Origin of the sequence: Halobaculum marinum (assembly GCF_029338555.1) — an archaeon.
In the GTDB taxonomy this organism is placed as follows: Archaea; Halobacteriota; Halobacteria; order Halobacteriales; family Haloferacaceae; genus Halobaculum; species Halobaculum marinum.
The window spans coordinates 138,113-160,105 of record NZ_CP119989.1 but is presented as its reverse complement, the minus strand read 5'-3'; the positions used below and the strand labels follow the sequence as shown (position 1 = coordinate 160,105).

The 21,993-nt window shown below is 71.4% G+C and carries 24 protein-coding genes and 1 pseudogene; 17 read left to right on the top strand and 8 right to left on the bottom strand.

Going from position 1 to position 21,993, the window contains the following annotated elements:
• Positions 1–2: 2 nt before the first annotated feature.
• The 8 genes from P0R32_RS00895 (at position 3) to P0R32_RS00860 (ending at position 7,777) form a co-directional block, all read left to right on the top strand.
• On the top strand, positions 3–320 hold the full coding sequence (locus P0R32_RS00895; protein WP_276238036.1) for a 2Fe-2S iron-sulfur cluster-binding protein: 318 nt from the start codon (positions 3–5) through the stop codon (positions 318–320).
• A complete protein-coding gene (locus P0R32_RS00890) occupies positions 311–1,051 on the top strand; it encodes a hypothetical protein (RefSeq protein WP_276238035.1) in 741 nt (246 codons plus the stop codon). Before P0R32_RS00895 ends, P0R32_RS00890 begins: the two co-directional genes overlap by 10 nt.
• A 91-nt stretch (positions 1,052–1,142) precedes the next feature.
• Positions 1,143–4,670, top strand: coding sequence for an LAGLIDADG family homing endonuclease (locus P0R32_RS00885; protein WP_276238034.1), 3,528 nt, complete (start codon positions 1,143–1,145; stop codon positions 4,668–4,670).
• 3 nt (positions 4,671–4,673) lie between these two features.
• A complete protein-coding gene (locus P0R32_RS00880) occupies positions 4,674–4,955 on the top strand; it encodes a DUF7854 family protein (protein ID WP_276238032.1) in 282 nt (93 codons plus the stop codon).
• A gap of 116 nt (positions 4,956–5,071) precedes the next feature.
• Positions 5,072–5,410: a DUF7855 family protein gene (locus P0R32_RS00875; RefSeq protein ID WP_276238030.1), complete on the top strand. Its 339-nt coding sequence runs from the start codon at positions 5,072–5,074 to the stop codon at positions 5,408–5,410.
• Positions 5,407–6,264: a DUF7856 family protein gene (locus P0R32_RS00870; RefSeq protein WP_276238028.1), complete on the top strand. Its 858-nt coding sequence runs from the start codon at positions 5,407–5,409 to the stop codon at positions 6,262–6,264. The genes P0R32_RS00875 and P0R32_RS00870 overlap by 4 nt, the downstream gene beginning before the upstream one ends.
• A gap of 65 nt (positions 6,265–6,329) precedes the next feature.
• The gene (locus tag P0R32_RS00865; protein ID WP_276238027.1) at positions 6,330–7,115 is read left to right on the top strand and encodes a DUF7857 domain-containing protein; all 786 of its coding nucleotides are present in this window, start codon (positions 6,330–6,332) and stop codon (positions 7,113–7,115) included.
• Complete coding sequence (locus tag P0R32_RS00860) at positions 7,112–7,777, top strand: MinD/ParA family ATP-binding protein (RefSeq protein WP_276238025.1); 666 nt, start codon at positions 7,112–7,114, stop codon at positions 7,775–7,777. Before P0R32_RS00865 ends, P0R32_RS00860 begins: the two co-directional genes overlap by 4 nt.
• Before the next feature lie 26 nt (positions 7,778–7,803).
• Here the strand turns inward: P0R32_RS00860 and P0R32_RS00855 are convergent, their stop codons facing one another.
• Positions 7,804–8,664 carry a transcription initiation factor IIB gene (locus P0R32_RS00855; RefSeq protein ID WP_276238024.1) on the bottom strand — a complete coding sequence of 287 codons (861 nt, stop codon included), beginning with the start codon at positions 8,662–8,664 and terminating at the stop codon, positions 7,804–7,806.
• Positions 8,665–8,832: 168 nt separating this feature from the next.
• On the opposite strand from P0R32_RS00855, the gene P0R32_RS00850 reads away from it, so the two are divergent.
• A complete protein-coding gene (locus tag P0R32_RS00850) occupies positions 8,833–9,348 on the top strand; it encodes a DUF7858 family protein (protein ID WP_276238023.1) in 516 nt (171 codons plus the stop codon).
• Positions 9,349–9,384: 36 nt separating this feature from the next.
• Here P0R32_RS00850 and P0R32_RS00845 read toward each other — a convergent pair whose 3' ends face one another.
• Positions 9,385–10,161, bottom strand: a complete 777-nt coding sequence (locus P0R32_RS00845) for an AAA family ATPase (RefSeq protein ID WP_276238021.1) — start codon at positions 10,159–10,161, stop codon at positions 9,385–9,387.
• A 130-nt stretch (positions 10,162–10,291) separates the two neighbouring features.
• On the opposite strand from P0R32_RS00845, the gene P0R32_RS00840 reads away from it, so the two are divergent.
• Complete coding sequence (locus P0R32_RS00840) at positions 10,292–10,726, top strand: hypothetical protein (protein ID WP_276238019.1); 435 nt, start codon at positions 10,292–10,294, stop codon at positions 10,724–10,726.
• A gap of 29 nt (positions 10,727–10,755) precedes the next feature.
• Here the strand turns inward: P0R32_RS00840 and P0R32_RS00835 are convergent, their stop codons facing one another.
• Positions 10,756–11,178: an HIT family protein gene (locus P0R32_RS00835; protein WP_276238017.1), complete on the bottom strand. Its 423-nt coding sequence runs from the start codon at positions 11,176–11,178 to the stop codon at positions 10,756–10,758.
• Positions 11,179–11,374: 196 nt separating this feature from the next.
• Between P0R32_RS00835 and P0R32_RS00830 the strand changes: the two genes are divergently transcribed.
• From P0R32_RS00830 to dhaM, 4 genes are all read left to right on the top strand, one after another.
• The gene (locus P0R32_RS00830) at positions 11,375–11,980 is read left to right on the top strand and encodes an HdeD family acid-resistance protein (RefSeq protein ID WP_276238016.1); all 606 of its coding nucleotides are present in this window, start codon (positions 11,375–11,377) and stop codon (positions 11,978–11,980) included.
• A 103-nt stretch (positions 11,981–12,083) separates the two neighbouring features.
• Positions 12,084–13,076 carry a dihydroxyacetone kinase subunit DhaK gene (gene dhaK / locus P0R32_RS00825; RefSeq protein ID WP_276238014.1) on the top strand — a complete coding sequence of 331 codons (993 nt, stop codon included), beginning with the start codon at positions 12,084–12,086 and terminating at the stop codon, positions 13,074–13,076.
• A 61-nt stretch (positions 13,077–13,137) separates the two neighbouring features.
• Positions 13,138–13,845: a dihydroxyacetone kinase subunit DhaL gene (dhaL, locus tag P0R32_RS00820; protein ID WP_276238012.1), complete on the top strand. Its 708-nt coding sequence runs from the start codon at positions 13,138–13,140 to the stop codon at positions 13,843–13,845.
• On the top strand, positions 13,846–14,226 hold the full coding sequence (gene dhaM, locus P0R32_RS00815) for a dihydroxyacetone kinase phosphoryl donor subunit DhaM (RefSeq protein ID WP_276238010.1): 381 nt from the start codon (positions 13,846–13,848) through the stop codon (positions 14,224–14,226). It abuts the gene before it with no gap.
• Between the two features lie 19 nt (positions 14,227–14,245).
• Here dhaM and ptsP read toward each other — a convergent pair whose 3' ends face one another.
• Both ptsP and ptsH1 read right to left on the bottom strand, forming a co-directional pair.
• The gene (gene ptsP / locus P0R32_RS00810) at positions 14,246–15,946 is read right to left on the bottom strand and encodes a phosphoenolpyruvate--protein phosphotransferase (RefSeq protein ID WP_276238008.1); all 1,701 of its coding nucleotides are present in this window, start codon (positions 15,944–15,946) and stop codon (positions 14,246–14,248) included.
• Between the two features lie 95 nt (positions 15,947–16,041).
• Positions 16,042–16,308, bottom strand: a pseudogene (gene ptsH1, locus P0R32_RS00805) (phosphocarrier protein HPr); the annotation flags it as partial.
• Positions 16,309–16,490: 182 nt separating this feature from the next.
• Between ptsH1 and P0R32_RS00800 the strand changes: the two are divergent.
• On the top strand, positions 16,491–16,733 hold the full coding sequence (locus tag P0R32_RS00800) for a DUF8151 family protein (protein WP_276238006.1): 243 nt from the start codon (positions 16,491–16,493) through the stop codon (positions 16,731–16,733).
• 28 nt (positions 16,734–16,761) lie between these two features.
• Here the strand turns inward: P0R32_RS00800 and prs are convergent, their stop codons facing one another.
• Positions 16,762–17,613 (bottom strand): ribose-phosphate diphosphokinase, encoded by an 852-nt coding sequence (gene prs / locus P0R32_RS00795; protein ID WP_276238005.1) that lies wholly within the window; start codon positions 17,611–17,613, stop codon positions 16,762–16,764.
• A gap of 108 nt (positions 17,614–17,721) precedes the next feature.
• Entirely contained in the window at positions 17,722–18,570 is an 849-nt protein-coding gene (locus tag P0R32_RS00790) for an HVO_0234 family beta-propeller protein (RefSeq protein WP_276238004.1), read from the bottom strand.
• Between the two features lie 167 nt (positions 18,571–18,737).
• On the opposite strand from P0R32_RS00790, the gene P0R32_RS00785 reads away from it, so the two are divergent.
• On the top strand, positions 18,738–19,910 hold the full coding sequence (locus P0R32_RS00785; protein WP_276238003.1) for a thiolase C-terminal domain-containing protein: 1,173 nt from the start codon (positions 18,738–18,740) through the stop codon (positions 19,908–19,910).
• On the top strand, positions 19,907–20,338 hold the full coding sequence (locus tag P0R32_RS00780) for a Zn-ribbon domain-containing OB-fold protein (protein WP_276238002.1): 432 nt from the start codon (positions 19,907–19,909) through the stop codon (positions 20,336–20,338). The genes P0R32_RS00785 and P0R32_RS00780 overlap by 4 nt, the downstream gene beginning before the upstream one ends.
• 98 nt (positions 20,339–20,436) lie before the next feature.
• Here the strand turns inward: P0R32_RS00780 and P0R32_RS00775 are convergent, their stop codons facing one another.
• The gene (locus tag P0R32_RS00775) at positions 20,437–21,957 is read right to left on the bottom strand and encodes an aldehyde dehydrogenase family protein (protein WP_276238001.1); all 1,521 of its coding nucleotides are present in this window, start codon (positions 21,955–21,957) and stop codon (positions 20,437–20,439) included.
• Positions 21,958–21,993: the final 36 nt, after the last annotated feature.

Genomic DNA, 21,993 nt, shown 5'->3' with positions numbered 1-21,993 from the left:
CGATGCCCCACGCGGTCACCCTGGAGTGGCGCGACGGTCGGTCCGCGACCGTCGAGGTCCGGGACGCCGAGACGGTGATCGACGCGACCGAGCGTGCGGGTCTCGGCGTCCCCTACGGCTGTCTGTACGGCGCCTGCGCCACCTGCACCGGGCGCCTGCTGGAGGGTGACCTCGTCCACGTCGACCGTCCGCGGGGGCTGAAACCCCGGCACAGACTGGACGGGTACGTCCTACTCTGTGTGGCCGAACCGCGTTCTGACTGCCGGATCGAGGTCGGCGCGGCGGTCCAGGCCGACCTCGTGCCGAACCCGTGGAGGTGACGTCGACCGCCCGCCGTGCGGCCGCCGCCGTGCTCGGGGTAGCGCTCCTGTCGACGCCGGCGTCCGCACACGGCGCGAGCGCCGTCGCGACAGGCCTCTCCTTCCCACTCGTCGTCGCTGGCGTCGTCCTCGTCAGTCTGCTCGGCGGCGGGGTCGCCTTGGTCGCGTCCGGTCGCCGTTCGTGGTCGACGAGGCTGGCGAGAGTCTCGGGACGGGCGGGACTCCCGGCTCTCGTGTTCGCACTCGGCGCGGCGGCGCTTGCGCTCGCCGTCACCCGGGCGGCGGCAGCGACCGTCGTCGGCCTCTCGGTCGGCGTCAGCGCCGTCTTCCTCGCCCGCGGTGCGGGGGTCACGGACTGCGGTGCCTGTGCGGACGCCGCGCTGGGGGCCGTGACGCTCCACCGTGGCCTCGAGGGGGTCGTCCTCGCCACCGTCTACGCCGCCGACGCGGCGCTCGGGCTAGCGGGCGCGCTCGTCGTCGCCGGGCACGCCGCCGCCGAGACGGCGGCCGTCGGTGCGCTGTACGCCACCGCCGGCAGACGGTACGCCCTCGCCACGGTGCTCGTCGTGCAGGCGGGGTTCGTCGTCGGCGTCGCTGCGGGGTGGGGGGTCGTCGGCAGCGTGTCGCCGATCACTGAAGCCGGCCTGCTGGCGCTCGTCGGGGGTGTCCTCCTCGCCGTCGCCACCCGCGAGGCACGACGCCGGCACGTGGCGGGCCTCGCGGCGGCGTAGGCCACACTCGTCGCTCGCTCGCACGTACGCTCGCGACCACTTCCACTCGGAGGCGACAGTTCTTACCCGATGAGGTGACTACCAGTTCCTAATGAGTCAGGCCGCCGAGGGACAGGACGTCGACGAGTTCCTCAGTTTCTATCGGACCTACTACAGCGACGACATCGCCCGCCTCGCGCAGAACTATCCGAAGGAACAGCGCTCTCTCTACGTCGACTACAACGACCTCTACACGTACGACCCCGACATCGCCGAGCGCTACCTCAACCGCCCGGGCGAGATGCAGGAGGTCGCCGAGGAGGCCCTCCGGACGTACGACCTGCCGGTCGACATCTCGCTCGGACAGGCACACGTCCGCCTGCGCGACCTCCCGCGCGAGAGCACGCTCGACATCCGCGGCATCCGCGTCAGCGACGACCACATCGGGTCGATGGTGGCGGTGCAGGGGATCGTCCGCAAGGCGACGGACGTGCGCCCGAAGATCGTCGAAGCCGCCTTCGAGTGCCAGCGCTGCGGGACGATGACGTACATCCCGCAGAACGACTCGGGGTTCCAAGAGCCCCACGAGTGCCAGGGCTGCGAGCGACAGGGGCCGTTCCGTGTCAACAACAACGAGTCGAAGTTCATCGACTCCCAGCAGCTTCGGGTGCAGGAGTCGCCCGAGGGACTGCGCGGCGGCGAGACGCCACAGAGCATCGACGTGAACCTCGAAGACGACGTCTGCGGTCGGGTGACGCCGGGGGACCACGTCACCGTCGTCGGGCGACTGGAGATGGAGCAGGTCACCTCCGGCCAGGAGAAGACGACCGTGTTCGACCCGTACATGGAGGGCGTCTCCGTGGTCATCGAGGACGAGGAGTTCGAGGACATGGACATCACCGACGAGGACAAACAGGAGATCCTCGAGCTGTCCACTCACGAGAACATCTACGAGGAGATGGTCGCCTCCGTCGCGCCGTCCATCTACGGCTACGACCAGGAGAAGCTCTCGATGATCCTCCAGTTGTTCTCGGGCGTGACGAAGCACCTCCCCGACGGGTCGCGCATCCGCGGCGACCTCCACATGCTCCTCATCGGTGACCCCGGGACCGGGAAATGCGTCGCCGGCGACACGCGGGTCACCCTCGCGGACGGGCGTGACGTGCCCATCCGCGAACTCGTCGACTCGACTCTCGACGACCCTAAGCCGATAGACGACGGCGTCTGGGACGAGGCCGACTTCGCAGTCCCGTCGCTGGGGCCGGACGGGGAACTCGAGCCGCGACAGGCGACGAAGGTCTGGAAGCGGGAGGCACCCGAGCAGATGCTCCGGATCCGAACGAACAGCGGTCGAGAACTCGAGGTCACGCCGTCGCATCCGCTGTTCGTCCGCGAAAACGGTTCGACGACGGCGATTCGAGCCGACGAACTCTCCGAGGGTGGGTTCGTCGCAGCACCGCGTTCGCTCCCGACTCGGGGCGACGACACGCTCGATGTCGCGTTCCGGCGTTCGAAGTCGAACAACGCGATTCGACTCGACGTGCCCGACGAGTGGACGCCGTGGCTCGCGCGACTCGTCGGGTACGTCGTCGCCGAGGGCTACGTCGAACAGCGTGATGACTCGACAGGCTACGTCTCGGTCACCAACAACGACCGTGAGGTCTTGGACGATGTGGTCGACGCGCTCGACCGTCTCGGGGTGAACCACTTCGAGCGGTCTCCACACGACGGAAAGACCGCACGCGAGGTCGTCTGTGGCTCCGGCGAGTTGGTGAGTTTCCTCACGAGCCTCTCCGCCTCGATGATCGAAGGATCGGCAAACCAGCGTGTCCCCGAACCGATCATGGCCGCGAGCGACACGACGGGCCGCGCGTTCCTCCGTGCTTTCGTCGAGGGCGAAGGCCACGTTTCAGCCAACGAGCGCGAGATAACGGTCGCGTCGATGAGTCAGGACCTCCTCGACGACGTGCGAACGCTCCTGCTGTCGTCGGGGATCCAGTCGCAACTTCACCCGCGACACAACGGGAGCTATCGCCTCCGCATTAGCGGCGACGACTTCGCTCGGTACGTCGAACGGGTCGGCTTCGTCACGGAGCGGAAATCCCATGCGTGTGCCGAGTTCGCTGACGTTCTCGGGAATACGAATACTGATGTAATTCCCGCGGGCGAGGAACTCCGCGACCTCCGTGAGTCGCTCGGACTCACGCAGGCTGAGTGTGGCCTGCCGCGGCCGACGTACCAACACTACGACCGCGGCGACCGAAATCCGAGTAGAGACAGTCTTTCGGCGGTCGTCTCCGCGTTCGAGGAAACGCTCGCAGAACGCGAACCAGTCGATACAGGTGCGGTGGCCGACGGTGGTCTGTCAGTCGCCGACCGGGTCGCCGAACTCCGATCGCTCGTCGACGGCAACGTGGGCTGGGAGCGGATCGAGTCCATCGAACACGTCGAACCCGCTGAGGAGTGGGTGTACGACCTCGAAGTCGAAGGGACGCACAGCTACGTCTCGGATGGACTCATCTCGCACAACTCGCAGATGCTGTCGTACATCCAGAACATCGCCCCGCGCTCCGTCTACACCTCCGGGAAGGGTTCCTCCAGCGCAGGGCTCACCGCGGCGGCCGTCCGCGACGACTTCGGCGACGGCCAGCAGTGGACGCTGGAGGCCGGCGCGCTCGTCCTCGCGGACAAAGGGATCGCGGCGGTCGACGAGCTCGACAAGATGCGCTCGGAGGACCGCTCGGCGATGCACGAGGCGCTGGAGCAGCAGAAGATCAGCGTCTCGAAGGCCGGCATCAACGCGACCCTCAAGTCGCGGTGTTCGCTCCTCGGCGCGGCGAACCCGAAGTACGGTCGCTTCGACCAGTACGAACCGATCGGCGAGCAGATCGACCTCGAACCCGCGCTCATCTCGCGGTTCGACCTCATCTTCACCGTCACCGACAGCCCCGACCCGGAGCACGACGCGAAACTGGCCGACCACATCCTGACCACGAACTACGCGGGCGAGTTGAACACCCAGCGAGAGCGCATGGCCACCTCCAACTTCACCCAAGAGGAGGTGGAGAACGTCACCCAGGAGGTCGCGCCCGTCATCGACGCCGAACTCCTCCGCAAGTACATCGCCTACGCGAAGCGCAACTGCTTCCCGACGATGACCGACGAGGCACGGGCGGCCATCCGCGAGTTCTACGTCGACCTCCGCTCGAAGGGGGCCGACGAGGACGCGCCCGTCCCGGTCACCGCCCGGAAACTGGAGGCGCTCGTCCGCCTCTCGGAGGCGAGCGCGCGCGTCCGCCTCTCGGACACCGTCGAAGAGGAGGACGCCACCCGCGTCATCGACATCGTTCGCTCGTGCCTGCAGGACATCGGCGTCGACCCCGAGACGGGGGAGTTCGACGCCGACGTCGTCGAGACTGGTCGCAGCAAGACCCAGCGCGACCGGATCAAGGGGATCAAAGAGCTCATCCAGACCATCGCCCAGGAGTACGAGGACGAACCCGGCGCGCCGGTCGACACCATCCTCGAACGCGCCGACGAGGCGAACATGGACCCCGCCAAGGCCGAGAAGGAACTGGAGAAACTCCGGACGCGCGGCGAGATCTACGAGCCCCAGTCCGGCTACGTCCGCACGACGTAACCGATGGACCGCATCTCCGCACTCCGGAACGTCGAGGACGCCATCCGCGCGTTCGAGGACGGCGACGCCGACCTCGCCGACACCGAGCGACGGGTCGCGACCGTCCTCCGGACGTACGCCACCGAGTTCGAGGCGGACGACCGCCGCGCGTACCAGGTCGTCGACGGCCCCGGCGAAGGCCGCGTCGTCGTCGCGGGCGACTCAGCGGCGGCACGCGAACGAGCGGTCGCGCTCGCCGAGGATGAGGCGGCCGCGCCCGACGAGGTGCGCGTCGAACCGCTGTAGCGACGCCGACCGCACCCCGGAAGCCCTGATCGGACCGGATCGGACCGGATCGGACCGACGTCGACCGTCTCCCGCACGTCCGCCACAATTATATTCAGACACGCTACTTCGGAACTATGTTGTTCGTCGCGACGTACTCGCGCGGGGCGCGGACGACGCTCCGCAACGTCTGTCGCAGCCACGACGACACCGTCGTCCGACGGTTCGGGCGGGCCGCGCTGTTCGAGGAGACGGAGTTGGGCGCGTTCCTCGCGTGCCGCCTGCGGGCGAAACACGGCGCCGACGTGCGCGTCGAGCGGACCGAGCCGTTCAACGAGTTCGCCGCCGTCCGTCCAGCGGTTCGAGAGGCCGCGGTCGCCTACGAAGACCGGGAGACGCGCTCGACGCCGTACGCCAAGTTCGCGGTCGGCGCGGACCACCCAGACCCGGACGCCATGCGCGACGCGGAGCTGTGAGGATCCGGATCGGCGGGGAGGTCCACCACGGCGACGCCGTCGACCTCCGCGGGGTCGACGCCGACGCGACGGCGGTACGCGAGACGCTCGACCTCGCCGCGGACGACCCGCTGGCGACCGTCTCTGCGACCCCGCCCGCGCTGTCGGTGGCGCTCGCGGCTGCCGCACGCGAACGGGGGCACGACCACCCGAACGACGCCGAGATCGAACGACTCCGAGCCGCCCTCGCGACCACCGAACCACCTGACTCGTCAGATCCGGCGGTCGACCTCGCGACGGCCCGGCGACGTGCTGCCGAAGCCGGCAGCGACGTGGCCCGCCTCCGCGAGCGGGTGGCCACGCTCCGCGGTCGACTCCGGGAGCGACGCGGCGGTGACGCGGAACCGGGCACGTCGGCCGGAGAGGCGGAGTCGTTGGCGGAGGTGGAGTCGGCGTTCGAGGCGGCGACGCGGGCGCTAACGGAGGCGGAGACGGAGCGAGTCGCGGCCCGGCAGGCGCTCTCGCGGGCGACCGAGCGCGCGAGGCGCGCCCGGGACGCGAGCGAGCGCGAGCGGTCCCGCCGCGACGCGCTGGCGAACCGCCGCCGGGAGGCGCGTGCCGCTCTCGCTCGCGAGCTGTGGGACGAGTTCTGGACCGCCTTCGACGCGGTCGCGGCGGACGCACCAGCGACCGACCACGTGGGCGACGACCCGACCGCGTTCGACGGCGACCCCGTCGCCGGCCACGCCGCTGCCGTCCGACTCGCCCGTCGCGACGACCCTGTTGTCGTCTCGGCTCCGCTGTTCGACGACGAGGCCGCCGCGACGGTCCGGGACCGACTCCGGGCCCCGGTGGTGCTGGTGTCGGCCCCCTGAGCGCCGACCGTCTGGGCGTCGACACTCGGCGGACGTTTATCGCCGATTAGGTGACCACTCGCCGCATGCCAGTCACGCTCGACGCGACGGTGACCGCCACGGCGGGCGTCGCGCTCGTTCGACTCCGCCTCCGCAACACCGAACCGGTGGCGCGACGCGTCCAGGTCGCGAACCGCCTCGACGGGCGACTGCTCCCGCCGCGGCGACACGGTCGACCGGAACCGGGGTGGAGCGACGACGGGTACACCGGCGTGGTCGACGCCGACGGCGCGCGCGCACTCGGCTACGCGGTCGACCTCGCGGATGGGACCGACTCGACCGTGGCTGCGACCGACGACCCAGCGGAACTGGTCGCCGTCTCCGACCCGGACGACGACGCCGCCGACCCGCTGGACGCCGCCCGCGCCGACCTCCCGGACGCGCGACCGCCCGCCGACGCCGTCGTCCCCGTAGCGCGGTCGCGGGCCGCAGACTCAGCGCCGTCCTCGACTGCGCCAGCAGCGACCGAGGCGACGGAGGCGGGCGCTCGCGAGACGGACGCCGCCGAGTGCGAGGCGCGCACCGAGCGCACCGAACGGCCCGATTACGACGATGAAGCGGCCGTGCCGCCGGGTGTCCGTCGGGCACTCGACGCCGCAGACCGACGGATCGGACGCGCCGAGACGCTCGCCGAGGGGTCCGTGGCGGACGCAACGGGCGTCCTCGCGGACGGAGTCGACCCGAGCGGCTTGGACGCGTTGGTGGCGGCGGATGCCGAGACGCTGTCGCGGGTGGCCGACCGCGCGGCGGCGCTGGCCCAGCGCGCAGAGGGGGTGTCGGTGCCGGTCGCGGCACTGGAGCGGTTGGCGTGATCTTCGCCGTCGCCGGCGGGAAGGGCGGCGTCGGCAAGTCGACGCTCGCGTACAACGTCGGCGCCGCGCTCGACGCGCTCGTCGTCGACGCCGACCTCTCGATGGCGGATCTGCCGGGAGAACGCGAGCGCGGACCCGACCTCCACGACGTGCTCGCGGGTCGTGCGGCTCCACGGGAGGCGCTCCGACCTGGCCCGGTCGACGTGCTCCCGTGCGGGCGGACGCTCGCGGGCGCTCGCCTCGCGGACATCCGCCGCCTCCGCGACGCCGTCACAGTCCCCGGGTACGACCACGTCGTCGTCGACTCGCCCGCCGGCCTCCGTCTCGACGCCGGCGCGCCGCTGGCGGTCGCGGACGCCTGCCTGCTCGTCGCGTCGCCGACGCGGTGGGCGCTCGCCGACGCGATGGCCGCCCGCGAGTTGGCCCGTGAACTCGACTGCGGGCTCGCGGCGGTCGCGCTCAACCGCGCTGTCGAGGACCCGCCGACGCGAGCGGTCGGGCGCGCGCTCGGGGCGCCGGCGACGGCGGTACCCGCGGCCCCGCGGCTCGGCAGTTCGATCGCCCACGAGGAACCGGTGACGCAGGTCGCCCCCGACACGGCCGCCGCACGGGCGGTCGAGACACTCGCCGACGCCGTTCGGCGGTGCGACCGCCCGTCGTAGTTCGAGGGGCCGACTCGACTCCCGGCTCAGTCCTCGCGCAGTTCGACGTACGAGGAGCGCAGCGTCACGGGCGTCACGTCGGCGACGTCGGCGGCAGCCGCCTGCGTACACTCCACGCCGGCGTCGCGCGCGGCGGCGTACAGGCAGGCCGCGGCGACCCCGCTCGGGTTGCGCCCGTTCGTGAGGCCGAGGTCGGCGGCCTCGTCGAGGTACTCGCGGGCGGCGCGCTCCACGTCGGTGTCGAGGCCGAGTTCGGTGGCGAACCGGGGGAGGTACTCGACGGGGTCGATCGGCCCGACCGGAAGACCCAACTCGCGGTTCATCGCGTCGAAGGCGGCGTCGAGTTCGTCGCCGTCGGCCTTCGCGTCAGCGACCAGTTCCGCGCGGGTCCGGGAGACGCCCCCGACGCGACAGGCGACGTACACGGCGGCGGCGGCGAACCCCTCGATCGATCGCCCGCGGAGCAGGTCGGCGTCCTGTGCCGACTCGAACAGGGTGCACGCCTGATCCCGCAGCGAGTCTGGGAGGCCGGTCGCCGACACCAGCCGTCGGATCTCGGTGAAGCCGTACACCTTGTTCCGGTCGCGCTTCGAGGAGATCCGCGCTCTGGTGTGCTGTCGCCGCATCCGCGCCCACTGGCGGCGCTTGCGCCCCTTCACGCGGGTGTGACCGATCTCCGTCGAGAGGCCGCGGTCGTGGCGCGACCGGGTGAGCGGCGCGCCCGTTCGGCGTGGGTCGGTGTCGTCGTCCGCGAAACTGCGCCACTCCGGCCCGCGGTCGATGCGGTCTTCGCCGACCACGAGGCCGCAGTCGCTGCACACCGACTCGTCGTCGTTCGTCCGCACTCTCCCGTCGCACTCCGGGCACGCTGTCGTGCTCGTCGCCATACTCGAAGCTCGGTCCCGAACCCATACTTATGTGTGGGGGAATCGACACCCGCCGACCGGCCGAACGGCCCTCGAACGTACCGATAATCGGCACGTTGCACCTGATTCCAGAGTTGTAACAGCAACTATTCGGAGTGAATTTATGTGGGGTGAGGACCGAGTGCGCCTATGACGCTCTCGGACATCGCCGCGGGGATCGAGGTGACCACGAGCCAGGAGCGGCGCGGGGTCGCGGCGGTCGACGACACCGACGGCGACCTCGCCACGCGCCTCGCCGCCCACGCCGACGCGTTGGCGTGCACCCCGGAGGCGGCGGCGGTCGTCCTCCGGCACCACGCCCGCGGCGTCTCCGTGGGCGAGAGCGCCCGTGAGGCGAACGTCGCCCCGATGACCGCCGCGAAGGTACTCCACCGGTGTGGCATCCAGGGGATCTCCCCGCTCGCGCCGACGGCTCGTCGGATCGTTCGCGACTGGCTTGCGGGGGAGCTCTCGCGGGCGGACGCGCTCGAACTCGCAGGCTGTGGCGAGGCGGAGTTCGCGCTCGCCGGCTACGTCGAGTCGCACGATCCGATCCCCGAACTCGCAGACGCGGCGCGCGGCGCGCTCGCTGAGGGAACCAACGCTAGCGTGGCGAAACGCGACTCGCTGGACGACACGATGAGTTCCGTCGCGGACCTCCGTTGACGGTGCCGGCGGCTCCCGACTCCGTCTCGCTCGGCGTCAGTCGTCGTCGCCCCGGACGCGCTCGACGCCGGCGCTGATCCGGTCGACGACGCCCGTCGTCTCGAACTCGACGCCGAGGTCGACGCCGAACAGCGACTCGGCGGCGGCGACCGTGCCCGCGGCGACCTCGTCGCGACCGAGACACGCCGGTGCGGCGGCGACCGACGGCGGGCCGCGCGGCACGGTCACGTCCGGGGCCTCGCCCGCACCCTCACGCTCGCCGACGGCGACGACCACGGGATTCCCGTCGGGTGCCTCCACGTCCCGGAGCGCGTCGAGTTGACGTCGCACCCCGTCGGCGCCGTGCGGCGTGTCGGGCCGGACGAGCGCCACTCGGTCGACGGCGTGGACGGCGGCGACGGCCTGGTTGGCGGCGATCGGCGGCGTGTCGACGATCACGTGGTCGAACTGCTCGCCCGCCTCGGCGACGCGATGCTCCAGTTCCCGCGCCGGGTCGACTGCCTTCGCACGAGCGACGCGCTCGAACGGCGCGCGCGCCGGCGCGAGCGCCACCCGACCCTCGGTCGCCGCGTCGAGGTCGAGGTCGTACAGGCCGTCGGTCAGCGGGCGGTCGGGGTCGAGACACAGCGACGTGACATCCGGGTCGATCCGGCCGTCGACGTGTTCGCTCAGCCCCTGCGTCGCGTACGCGGCGTCGAGCACGGCCACGTCGCGCCCGCCGCGGGCGAGCGCGGCAGCACACTCGACGGCGGTCCTCGTCGTTCCGGCGCCGCCGACGGCGCCGACGAACGCGATGGATGTGATCTCGCTCACAGGTCGACTGTATCCTCCTGCAGGAAATAATTTCGTGGGTGGGGGAGAGAAACCACCGTCGAGGATCGGCGAGACCCCGTCGCACATGGCCACACAAAAACGCTAACTGTGGCCCCGAACGCCCGTCACTATGGATCGCCCCCGCGAACCAGCCGTCGACGCCCGACTGCTCGCGCTCGTCGGCCTCGCCACGCTCTTGAGCATCGGCCACCACGTCGACCACCTGATTCGCGGGAACCACGTGGGCTGGCCGGTGACGCCGGCGGTGAACGCCTTCACGTTCAGCCTCGGCGTCTACCCGGTCATCGCGACTGGCCTGCTGTTGACACTCCGGGGTCGAGCGGGTGCCCGGTACTGGTTCGCGGTCGCCGCCGGCGGACTGGGGCTACTGGGTGCGATCCACTTGGGCCCGTGGGCGATCGAACCGCCGGGCGACATCATCGGACCGTACGCGCCCTCGCCCGTGGGCTATCTCGCGTTCGCGTGGCTGCTCGCGCTACTGGCCGTGCTGTGTCTCACGGTCGTCGTCGCCGCCGCGGCGTGGCGGAGTCGGTCGCCGGCGTGAGTGGCCGGTCGGACGACGGGACCGCTCGGTCAGTCCTCGCTGATGCCGGCGGCGATGTCGTCCAACTCCTCGTCGCTCACGTCGGGACGCTCGCCCGCGGCGACGTGGATCGGGCCGCCGCCGTCGCCCTCGAAGCGCGGGATGATGTGGACGTGCGCGTGGGGTACCTCCTGCCCGGCGTCGGGGCCGTCGTTGACGCCGATGGTGTGGGCGTCGGCGCCGACGGCGTGCTCGATCCGGGGGGCCAGGTCGTGGACGAGGTCGAACACGGCGCGCGACTCCTCGGAACTCAAGTCGGCGACGCGTTGGTGGTGGCCCTTCGGGATGACGAGCGTGTGCCCACGGGCCATCGGGTTCGCGTCGAGGAACGCGAGCGCGTCGTCGGTCTCGGCTACGATGCGACCGGGGATGTCCCCGGCGACGATGGAGCAGAAGATGCAGTCGTCGCTCATACGAGCCGATCCGTCGCCCGGTCGCTTCAAACTGCGGGGCGTCCGGATGCCGCGCTCGCGGCGGGGCGCCGCGCTTGCTGCCCCTTCGCCCCGCGACGCGGGCGGACGGGAGCATCGAACCAGTTTCGTGGCCGTACCGGGCCGTGTCGAGTACGTACGGTTACGCTCTGACCCGACGTTCTTCTCACGAGACACTATGAGTTCACGTACGTCGTCGCTATCGACCGCATCGGCCGAGGCGCTCCGCAACTGGCGGTACCTCCTCGGCGTCGGGATCGTCTTCTCGCTACTGGGGGCCGTGGCGATCCTCGCCCCCTTCGTGACCGGGATCGGCCTCTCGTACCTGCTGGGCGCGGTCGTCCTCGCCGGCGGGGTCGCCGCGCTCGTCCAGGCGCTGCGCGTCCGGACCTGGCGCGCGACGATCTGGCAGGGGCTGCTCGCGGCGGTGTACGTCATCGCCGGCGTGATGCTCCTGGCGAACCCGCTCGTCGGGCTGGTGGCGCTGACGCTGCTGCTGGTCGCCTACATCGCCGTCTCCGGCGTCGTCGAGATCGCGATGGGCCTCCGCTTGCGCCCGGCGGCGCGCTGGAGTTGGTTCGTCGTCAGTGGCGCGCTGTCGCTCGTGCTGGCCGGCCTGCTGTGGGTCGGCTTCCCGAGCACCGCCGCGTGGGCCGTGGGCCTCCTCGTGGGCGTCCACTTCCTCACCACCGGCGTCGCGCTGATCGCCGCCGGCTACGAGACCCGGCGGACGGCGGGCGTCGAGCCCGCGCCGACGGCCGACACCGAGCCCCGGAGCGGCTGACCCGCCGGGCGCAGCGCGACTGACTCACTGGGGGCCACAACGCCGCGCCATTGCAATCGCGACCACCGTTTTTGTCTGCGGACGACACACGTCGACACACCACATGAAGAAGCTGATCAACGACGCCGACGACTACGTCGACGAGATGCTCGACGGGATGGTCGCCGCCCACCCCGACGCGGTGCGACGCCTGCCAGAGACGAAGGTACTCGTGCGGTCGGACGCGCCGGTGGAGGGGACCGTCGGCGTCGTCAGCGGGGGCGGCAGCGGCCACGAGCCGACACACGCGGGGTATCTCGGCGAGGGGATGCTCGACGGCGCCGCCGCTGGCGAGGTGTTCACCTCGCCGACCGGTGACGAACTCGCGGAGATGGTGCGGGCGTGCGACGGCGGCGAGGGGGTGTTGTGCGTCGTGAAGAACTACGAGGGCGACGTGATGAACTTCGACACCGCCGCCGAGATGGCCGAGATCCAGGGGGACGTCGCCGTCGAACAGGTCGTCGTGAACGACGACGTCGCCGTCGAGGACTCGACGTACACCTCCGGGCGCCGCGGCGTCTGCGGCACGATCCTCGTCCACAAGTGCGCCGGCGCGAAGGCGGCCGAGGGCGCCGACCTGGACGAGGTGAAGCGCGTCGCCGAGAAGACCATCGAGAACGTCGCGACGATGGGGACGGCGCTCACCTCCTGTGTGACGCCGGCGAAGGGGGAGCCGACGTTCGACCTGGGCGAGGACGAACTCGAACTCGGCATCGGGATCCACGGCGAACCCGGCGTCGAGCGCACGGGGATGCTCTCGGCCGACGAGGTGGCCGACCGGCTCACGGCGGCGGTACTCGACGACCTCGAACCGTCCGGGGAGGTCGCGACGGTGGTCAACGGGATGGGCGGGACGCCCCTCTCGGAGCTGTACATCGTCCAGCGCCGCCTGTCGGAACTGCTGGACGAGGAGGGGCTCGACGTCGCGGAGGCGATGGTCGGCGACTACATGACCTCCCTCGACATGCGCGGCTGTTCGATCACCGTGTTGGACCTGGACGACGAACTGCGCGAGTTGCTCGGGCGGCCGGCCCACACCCCGGCGCTGACGGTGTGACCCGCCACGCATCGCGACGATCCGCGACCACATTGACAATCACGCAACACGAACGATGGGTATGACAGCCGACACCGACCACGGCGCCGCCGTCGTCGCCGCGGTCGCCCGCGTCGCCGACCGGATCGCCGACGAGCGCGCCCACCTCACCGACCTCGACTCGGCCATCGGCGACGCCGACCACGGCGCGAACCTGGACCGCGGGTTCCGGGCGGCCGTCGAGCGGGTCGAGGCGCTCGACGACCCGACGCCCGAGGAGGTCGTCCAGACCGTCGGGACCGCGCTCATCTCGGAGGTCGGCGGCGCCGCCGGCCCGCTGTACGGTGGCGGGTTCATGCGTGCGGCCGGGACGCTCGACGACGGAATCACCGCTGAGTCGACCGTCGCATTTGCCGAGACGTACCTCGACAGCGTCCGCGACCGCGGCGACGCCCGCGTCGGGCAGAAGACGATGGTCGACGCGCTCGTCCCGGCGGTCCACACGTACAAGAAGTCGATCGAGGAGGACGGACTCGACCCGCTGACGGCGCTGGCGAAGGCCGTCGACGCCTGCCGCCGGGGGGTCGCGTTCACCGTCCCCATCCGCGCCGAGAAGGGCCGCGCCTCCTACCTCGGCTGGCGGTCGGTCGGCCACCCGGACCCGGGCGCGACGAGCACGCTGTGCGTCGCCGAGGAACTGCTGGCGGCCGCCGCCGACAGCCTCGACGCCGAGGTGCCGACCGACGTGGACGCGACCGCGCCGACGACGCCCGACGAGGGGGAGTCGTAGATGGTCGGCCTACTCGTCGTCTCCCACAGCGCGAAGGCCGCCGAGGGAATCCGCGAGATCGCCGCCGAGATGGGCTCGGAGGCGGCGCCGATCGCCGCCGTCGGCGGCGACCCCGACGGCGGCATCGGCACCGACGCGACCGCCATCGCCGACGCGCTCGCGGCGCTCGACGCCGACGAGGTCGTCGTCCTCGTCGACCTGGGAAGCGCCGTGATGAACGCCGAACTCGCCATCGAGATGAGTGACAAGACCGTGGTCATCGCCGACGCCCCCGTGCTGGAGGGCGCCGTGGAGGCGACCGTCGCCGCGACGAGCCCCTCAGCCACGCTCGACTCCGTCCGCGAGGCCGCCGAGCGGGCCGGCGGGACCTCGAAGCGCTAACTCGCCCGCCGCCGTCGGCTCACTCCTCGTCGCCGTCGCCGTCAAGGAGTCGCTCGACCGCACCGCGCGTCTCGGCGGCCAGTGCACGCTCGGCCAGTCGCTCGGCGGTGGCCGCGTCGACCGACTCGATCCGCGTCTTTACGCGCGGCACCGTCGGCGGACTCACGCTGAACTCGTCGATCCCGAGGCCGACCAACAGCGGCGCGAGCCGCGGGTCGCCGGCCGCCTCACCGCACATCGCCACTCGCGCGCCGGCGTCGTGACCGGCGGTGACGGTGCGCTCGACCGACCGGAGGACGCCGGGATGGGTGGGGTGGTTCAGCTCTGCGACGGCGGCGTTCTCACGCGAGGCAGCCATCACGTACTGCGTCAGGTCGTTCGTGCCGATGCTGAGGAACGACACGCGCTGACCCAACTCGCCGGCGAGGGTCGCGGCGCTCGGCGTCTCGATCATCACGCCCGTCTCGGGGACGGCGTGCTCGACACCCTCGTCCGTCAGGTCCTCGGCGACCGCGTGGAGTCGGTCGAGCGCCGTCTCCAACTCCTCGACGGTCGCGACCATCGGGAACATGACCGCGAGGTCGCCGTCCGCGTCGGCAGCCGCCCGACACAGCGCCCGCAGTTGGGTGTCGAACAGGGCGGCGTCGGGCCCCAGCGAGCGCCTGATCCCGCGGACCCCGAGGAACGGGTCCGTCTCCTCGGGGGCGTCGAGGTACGGGAGCGGCTTGTCACCGCCCACGTCGAGCGTCCGGACGACGACGCGCCCGTCGGGGAACGCCGACGCGGCCTCGCGGTACGCCTCGTACTGCTCGTCCTCGTCGGGTGGCTCCTCGCGATTCTGGAACAGGAACTCGCTGCGGAACAGCCCGACGCCGTCGCTCCCGCGCTCGACGGCGCGGTCGACGTCCGCGGCGCCGCCGACGTTGGCGACCACCTCGACGTGTCGGCCGTCGGCGGTCGCGACGGGTCGGTCGACGACGGCGACCTCGTCCCCGCCGGCGAGGCGCTCGCGCGTCTCCGTGTCCGGCTCCGCGATCACCGTGCCAGACGCCCCGTCGACCGCGACCGTCGTCCCGGCTTCGATCGACCGGAGCGGCTCGCCCACCCCGACGACGGCGGGGATCCCGAGCGATCGCGCCACGATCGCCGCGTGGGAGGTCGCCCCGCCCGTCACCGTCGCCAACCCCGCGACCGCGTCCGGGTCGAGGCCGGCGGTGTCGCTCGGCGAGAGTCGCTCGGCGAGCAGGACCGCTCCCTCGGGCAGGTCGTCGAGGCGGGCCGCGGGAGCGTCGAGCAGGATCCGAACCAGTCGGTCGCGCAGGTCGCGCAGGTCGTCGGCCCGCTCGGCCGTCCGGCCGCCCGCGGCCTCCAACTCCGCGGCGGCCCGCTCGTACGCCTCGTCGACGGCGTGGGGTGCCGGACGCCCCCCGTCGATCGATTCGTCGACCCAGTCGGCGATCCGGGGGTCGTCGAGGAACCCCTCGTGGGCCTCGAAGATCCCAGCCTCCGCTTCGCCGACCCGCTCGAGGGCGCGGTCGCGCTCGGCGTGGAGCTGTTCGCGTGCCCGCTCGGAGGCGTCCGCGACCCGCTCGCGCTCGGTCGCCGGGTCGACCTCGTCGGGGTCGGGCGCGTCGGGGAGGTCGACCGTGGCGTCGTACCACACCGCCGTGCCGACGCCCGAGAACGGCGTCGCGCTCGTTCCGCCGAGTTCGTCGTTCACGACGGCTCACCGCCCGGCGGATCGGTCCCCGCGTCGTCGTCGTCCGCCGGTGTCCCACTGTCGCCCGGCGGTGTCCCCCCGTCGTCGGCGTCAGCTTCCCTCTCCTCGGGCGTCGAGAGGACGGCTTCGAGGGCGTCGAGCGCCGCCTCGGCGTCGTCGCCCTCGGCGACGAGTCGCACCTCGTCGCCGTGTTCGACCCCCAGCGCCGTCACCGACAGCATGCTCCGCGCGTCGACCGTCTCCTCGGCGTCCGCCCGCCCGATCTCGACGGTCGCCTCGAACCCGTTGGCGGTCCGGACGAACACCGACGCCGGACGGGCGTGGAGGCCCGCCTCCGGGACGACCGTGACGATACGTTCCATGTGTGACAATACGACGGCCGCCGGTTTACCCTATCGCCGGTTCCTAGCTGCCGGTAGCGTCGCTCCTGGCCGCCGGTTGGGAGCCCGTTCGACATCTCCGGCGTTCCAGCGTCTCCCGCGCCTTCAGCGGCGACGGTCGGATGACCGAAAGGGTTTCAATCGGTGCTCGCCGTCGTCAGGGCATGGCAGGACTGTTCGACGCCGCGTGGGCCGCCGCCGAGTACGCCTTCGTCGCGTTCGCGTCGGTCGCGCTGACCGGCATCGGCGTACACTTCGAGCGAGCCGCCGCCGTGGCGATCCAGACGGCGCCGGAGACGGCGGCCGTTGACGGCGTGATCGGGCTGCTCGCGCTGTTCTGGGGGCTGTACCTCGTCGGCTACAAGCAGTTCCTCCCGCGGACGCGGCGGTTGATCGACGGGCGGTAAGTCCGGAACCGGACGGTCGTTCTTGTGGTTACAGTGCGTCGGCGACGAGCGGCGCCACCGACACGTCGCTGGCGGCGCGCTCGATGGTGTCGCTCGCGATCACACGCTTGACGCCCGCCGCCGCGAGTTTCGTCCGGGCGTTGGCCGCGAGCATCCCGTGGACGCAGGCGGTGTACACGTCGGCGCAGTCGCGCTCGTGGAGCGCGGCGACGGCCTCGCTCATCGTCGACCCGGTGGCGATAATGTCGTCGACGACGACCACGTCGCGCCCGGCGACGCTCGCGTCGCTCGGCGTCACCGACACCTCGCCGGTGTCGTAGTCGCGCTCCTTCTCGAAGAAGTCCGTCTCGCCCGTCCCGTAGGCGTCGCGGACGGCGACCGCCAGCGACTCCGCGGAGGCGTCGGGGCCGAGGAACAGCGGTTCGGTCAGGTCGGTCGGGAGCGCCGAGGCGAGCAGCGGCGCGCCCTCGAGCACGTCGACGGGCACGTCGAAGAAGTCGGCCACGTCGGCCTCGTGGGGCGTCACGAGCACGACGCGGTCGGTGCCGGTGGACACCGCTCGGGCGACTGCCCGCGCGGAGACGGGTTGGCCGGGTTCGAACGCCCGATCCTGTCGCGCGTACCCCATGTACGGGAGCACGGTCGTCACCTGCTCGGCGCCGGCCTCACGGACGGCGTCTTGGAGTTGGAGCAACTCGACCAGCGCGTCGTTGGAGTCGGTGGTCGCGACGACGACGGCTTCGTCGCCGTCGAAGTCGGGGACGGCGGCGCACTCCTCGCCGTCGGGGAACCAGTGGTACTCCGGCGTCGCGAGCGACCGGCCGGTCTCGTCGGCGAGGGCGGCCGCCAGCGCCTGCGAGGCGGACCCGGGAACGATCATACTCCTCGTTCCCGGGGCTGGATACAAACGCGTTCCTACTCGGGCGACGCGTGTGGCGGCGTCGCAGACGCCACAGGAGGGATGCGCCGTGTCACCGTGCGGCGGCGCTCACCCGCCGCCCGGCACCGCGACCGCCCGCACGTCGGGGAGGCCGAGCATCCGCCCGCGCCACCCGCCGTCGGCGTGCACGCGGGCCTCGCCTGCCTCGGTGATCGCGACGAGGTGACGGCCCGCAAACGCCGCGTCGACGACGCCCGCCTCCGAGTGCTCGGTCCACTCGGTCGCCGTCGCGTCGGCGCGTTCGTACACCGCGCCGTCGGTCGCGGCGACCGCGCGCTCGCCCGCGTCGTCGGCGACGACACAGCGGAAGCCGTCGTCACCCTCGCTCGCGTCGCCCGACAGGTCCGCCATCCAGCCGTTGCCGAGCGTGTACAGCGTCTCGGCGGTGACCGCCAGCGGGACGCCCCGGTCGCTCACGTCGCGAGCGTCGTCGAGGCCGGCGTACTCCAACTCGCCGTCGTGGAGGCGGTGGACGCCGTCGCCGGCGGCGACGAGGCGGCCATCCATCCGCCGCGGTTCGTCGACAGCCCCGACCTCGACCCAGGCGTCGCCGTCGGGGGACGCGCCGTCGGTGTCCGGGTCGACGTCGCCCACGAGCAGCGAGACGGTGCCGTCCGGCGCCGCCGCCAGCACGCCGTCGCCGGCGACGCTCACGGCGACGGCGGGACCGTGCCCCGTCGGCGCGAAGTCGCCCACGAGCACGTCTTCGTCGGTGGCGACGGCGACGGCGTCACCGCGGGCGGCCACGTCGCGGGCGTCACACCGGTGGTCGATCCCGAACTCCCCGACGATGTCGCCGGAGACGGAGACGCTCACCACTCCCATCGAGGAGGCGACAAGCGCCCGGACCACGTCGTCGGGCGTCGTGAACACGCGCTTCTCGGCGATAGTCGGCATACGCGGGCGTCCGGCGGCGCGGCGAATAAGTGCCGCGGAGCGCGCGAGGCCGACGACCGCTCGCGGGCGGGGACCGCACCAGCGCGAGACGTTCGTCTCCCCCACTTGTTCGGATGCCGACTAATGCGAATAGATAACACGGACCGTCGAGAACCCGACTGGTACGTATGCCAGACCCAGTGATCGCGTCGGTCGGCGCCTCGTCGCTCGGCCGGACGGACCTCCCGGGCCGCGACCTGTTCTCGGTCGCGCTCGCGGAGGCGTTCGACGGACTGCCCGACCCCGCCGACCTCGTCGAGGCGGTGTACGTCGGCAACCAGTCGGAGACGTACGAACACCAGATCATGCAGGGGACGCTGCTGGCCGAGTGGGCCGGCCTCCGGAACGTCCCGGCCGAGCGAGTCGAGGGGTGTGCCGCCGCGGGCGCGCTCGCGTTGCGTCACGCGGTCAAGGACGTCCGCAACGGCGAACACGAGGCCGTGCTCGCCTGCGGCGTCGAGAAGATGACCTCCGGGGGGACCAGCGGCGCGACGGACGCGCTGTCGGCGGCGTTCGACCGCGCTATCGAGCAGCGTTCGGGCGTCACCGCCCCCAGCCAGTACGCGCTGTTGGCCCAACGGTACCTCCACGAGACGGACGCCACCGAGCGCGACCTCGCAGAGATCGCAGTAAAGAACCACGCCAACGCCGCTCGCAACCCCCGCGCGCAGTTCCCGAAAGAGATCGACGTAGACACCGTCTTGGAGTCCAATCCGGTCGCCCCGCCGCTGAAACTGTACGACTGTGCGCCCGTCGGCGACGGCGCCGCCGCCGTGCTCGTGACGACCCCGGAACTGGCGGCCGACCTCGACCGCCCGCAGGTGCGCGTCGCCGGCAGCGGCGCCGCGGCGAACAACATCGCGGTCGCCGAGCGGAACCTGACCGACATCGAGGGCGCCCGCGTCGCCGCCGAGACGGCCTACGAGGAGGCCGGAATCGACGCCGCAGCCGTCGACATCGCGGAGGTGCACGACGCGTTCACCGTCTGCGAGGCGCTGCTGTCGGAGGCGGTCGGCTTCGCGCCGAAGGGGAAGGGCTACCAGAGCTATCTGCCGCCCGAGAAGCGGGCGGACGGCTGGACGGACGTGCAGTTGAGTCCCAGTGGCGGCCTCAAGGCGCGCGGGCACCCCATCGGCGCGACCGGCCTCTTGCAGGCGCTTGAAGCGTACGAACAGCTCACGGGCGCCGCGGGCGACCGCGCGGTCGAGGGGGCCGAGACGGCCCTGCTGCTCAACGAGGGTGGCGTCGGCGACGCCGTCACCGTCGGCCACGTGCTCACGACGGCGGAGGCGGCACGATGACCGACGAGTCCCTCGACGCGTCTGACCCGCGGACGCTCCCGGGCTTCTTCGACGCCCTCGCGGACGGCGACCTCTTGGGCGGCGTCTGTGCAGACTGCGGGCAGGTGCTGTTGCCGCCGCGGCCTGCCTGCTACGCCTGTGGCAGTCGCGACGTCGACGTCGAACCGCAGTCGCCCGTGGGAGCGGTCTTCTCGTACACGGCGGTCCACACGCCGCCGCCGGCGTTCGCCGCCGACGCGCCGTACACGATCGCCGTCGTGGAACTCGCGGACGGCGGTCGCCTCCTCGGTCGCGTCGACGCCGACTACGACGACGTGTCGATCGGCGACCCGGTCGAACTGGCGGTGCGCGAGCCGACGGCCGCAGAACGGGAGGTCGCACTCGACTACGAGCGCGACTGGCCGATCCACGTGTTCGAGCCGCGGTGAGGTCGCTCCTGTCCGTGGCGGTCGGCTGAGAACGAGCAGAGAGAATCCGCAGGTGGTGTGAGAACGGCCGACCGCGGCGTCGCGGTCTCGGTGGCCGCTCAGTCCTCTTTCGTCTTGATGTCCGCCGAGAGGCCCTGCGCCATCTCGATGTCCTTCGAGTTGTTCAGGGTCCAGGCGGTGCGCTCGGTGACGGCCTCGATGACCTCGCGGGCCGAGGGGTAGCCGTTGCCGGACTTCTTCACGCCGCCGAACGGGAGGTGGACCTCCGCGCCGATGCACGGGAGGTTGCCGTACGCGAGGCCGATCTCGGCGTTGTCGCGGAAGTAGTTGATCTGGCGGTAGTCCTCCGAGATGATCGCGCCGGCGAGGCCGTAGTCGGTGTCGTTGTGGATGTCGACGGCGTCCTCGATGTCACCACTGTACTTGAGGAGGGCGACGTGCGGGCCGAACACCTCTTCGTGGGTGCAGCGGAGGTCCTCGTGGGGGTCGGCCTCGTACACGAACGGTCCGACCCAGTGGCCGTCCTCGTGGCCGTCGGGGATCTCGTCGTCGTCGAGTTCCTCGCGGTCGACGAGCACGTTCACGCCCTCGTCTTTCGCGAGTTGGTTGTACTGCGACACCTTCTCTTTGTGCTCCTCCTCGATGAGCGGGCCCATGAACGTGTTCTCGTCGAGCGGGTCGCCGACGGCGACGTTCTGGGCGTTGGCGACGAAGCGCTCCTTGAACTCGTCGTACACGTCCTCGTGGACGACGATGCGCTCGGAGGAGACACAGCGCTGGCCGGTCGTCTTGAACGAGGACATCGTCGCGGAGTGGACCGCCGTGTCGAGGTCGGCGTTCTCGGTGACGATGATGTTGTTCTTGCCGCCCATCTCACACGCCGCCAGCTTGCCCGGCTCGCCGCCGACCTTGCTCGCGATCTTGTGACCGACCTCCGCCGACCCGGTGAACAGGACGGTGTCGACGCGGTCGTCCTCGACGATGGCGTTGCCGGCGTCGCCGAAGCCCTGGACCATGTTGAACACGCCGTCCGGGACGCCCGCGTCCTCGAACATCTCCGCGAGGATCTGCGCGCACCACGGCGTCTGCTCGGCGGGCTTGAACACGACCGTGTTCCCCTCGACGAGCGCGACGGCCATGTGCCAGAACGGGATGGCGACCGGGAAGTTCCACGGCGTGATGCAGCCGACGACGCCGCGCGGCTTCCGGCGCATGTAGGCGTCCTTGCTGGGAATCTCCGAGGGGATCACGTCGCCCTTCGGGTGGCGGGCGTCGCCAGCGGCCCACTCGACCATGTGCCACGCCTCGGTCACGTCGGCCTTCCCCTCGCTGATCTCCTTGCCACACTCCATCGTCACGACCTCGCCGAGTTCCTGGTGGCGCTCTTTCAGTTCGTGGTAGATGTCCCAGAGGTACTCTGCGCGGTCGATGTGAGACAGTTCCTTCCACTCCTCGAACGCCTCGTCGGCGGCGGCGACCGCGCGGTCGACGTCTGCCTCGGTGCCGCGACGGAACTCGCCCAACTCGTCGCCGTTGGCCGGATTCTCGCTGACGAACGTCTCCTCGCCCGTCCCGTCTGTCCACTCGCCGTCGATGTAGTGTTGATACGTGTCGGACATGGATCTACCTCCGTCACCACCGCCCCTAATTCCCGG

Coding starts and splice junctions, on each gene's coding strand:
- P0R32_RS00895 (WP_276238036.1), top strand. CDS start 3: ATGCCCCACGCGGTCACCCTGGAGTGGCGCGACGGTCGGTCCGCGACC.
- P0R32_RS00885 (WP_276238034.1), top strand. CDS start 1,143: ATGAGTCAGGCCGCCGAGGGACAGGACGTCGACGAGTTCCTCAGTTTC.
- P0R32_RS00880 (WP_276238032.1), top strand. CDS start 4,674: ATGGACCGCATCTCCGCACTCCGGAACGTCGAGGACGCCATCCGCGCG.
- P0R32_RS00875 (WP_276238030.1), top strand. CDS start 5,072: ATGTTGTTCGTCGCGACGTACTCGCGCGGGGCGCGGACGACGCTCCGC.
- P0R32_RS00865 (WP_276238027.1), top strand. CDS start 6,330: ATGCCAGTCACGCTCGACGCGACGGTGACCGCCACGGCGGGCGTCGCG.
- P0R32_RS00855 (WP_276238024.1), bottom strand. CDS start 8,664: ATGGCGACGAGCACGACAGCGTGCCCGGAGTGCGACGGGAGAGTGCGG.
- P0R32_RS00850 (WP_276238023.1), top strand. CDS start 8,833: ATGACGCTCTCGGACATCGCCGCGGGGATCGAGGTGACCACGAGCCAG.
- P0R32_RS00840 (WP_276238019.1), top strand. CDS start 10,292: ATGGATCGCCCCCGCGAACCAGCCGTCGACGCCCGACTGCTCGCGCTC.
- P0R32_RS00835 (WP_276238017.1), bottom strand. CDS start 11,178: ATGAGCGACGACTGCATCTTCTGCTCCATCGTCGCCGGGGACATCCCC.
- P0R32_RS00830 (WP_276238016.1), top strand. CDS start 11,375: ATGAGTTCACGTACGTCGTCGCTATCGACCGCATCGGCCGAGGCGCTC.
- dhaK (WP_276238014.1), top strand. CDS start 12,084: ATGAAGAAGCTGATCAACGACGCCGACGACTACGTCGACGAGATGCTC.
- dhaL (WP_276238012.1), top strand. CDS start 13,138: ATGACAGCCGACACCGACCACGGCGCCGCCGTCGTCGCCGCGGTCGCC.
- dhaM (WP_276238010.1), top strand. CDS start 13,846: ATGGTCGGCCTACTCGTCGTCTCCCACAGCGCGAAGGCCGCCGAGGGA.
- P0R32_RS00800 (WP_276238006.1), top strand. CDS start 16,491: ATGGCAGGACTGTTCGACGCCGCGTGGGCCGCCGCCGAGTACGCCTTC.
- prs (WP_276238005.1), bottom strand. CDS start 17,613: ATGATCGTTCCCGGGTCCGCCTCGCAGGCGCTGGCGGCCGCCCTCGCC.
- P0R32_RS00790 (WP_276238004.1), bottom strand. CDS start 18,570: ATGCCGACTATCGCCGAGAAGCGCGTGTTCACGACGCCCGACGACGTG.
- P0R32_RS00785 (WP_276238003.1), top strand. CDS start 18,738: ATGCCAGACCCAGTGATCGCGTCGGTCGGCGCCTCGTCGCTCGGCCGG.
- P0R32_RS00780 (WP_276238002.1), top strand. CDS start 19,907: ATGACCGACGAGTCCCTCGACGCGTCTGACCCGCGGACGCTCCCGGGC.
- P0R32_RS00775 (WP_276238001.1), bottom strand. CDS start 21,957: ATGTCCGACACGTATCAACACTACATCGACGGCGAGTGGACAGACGGG.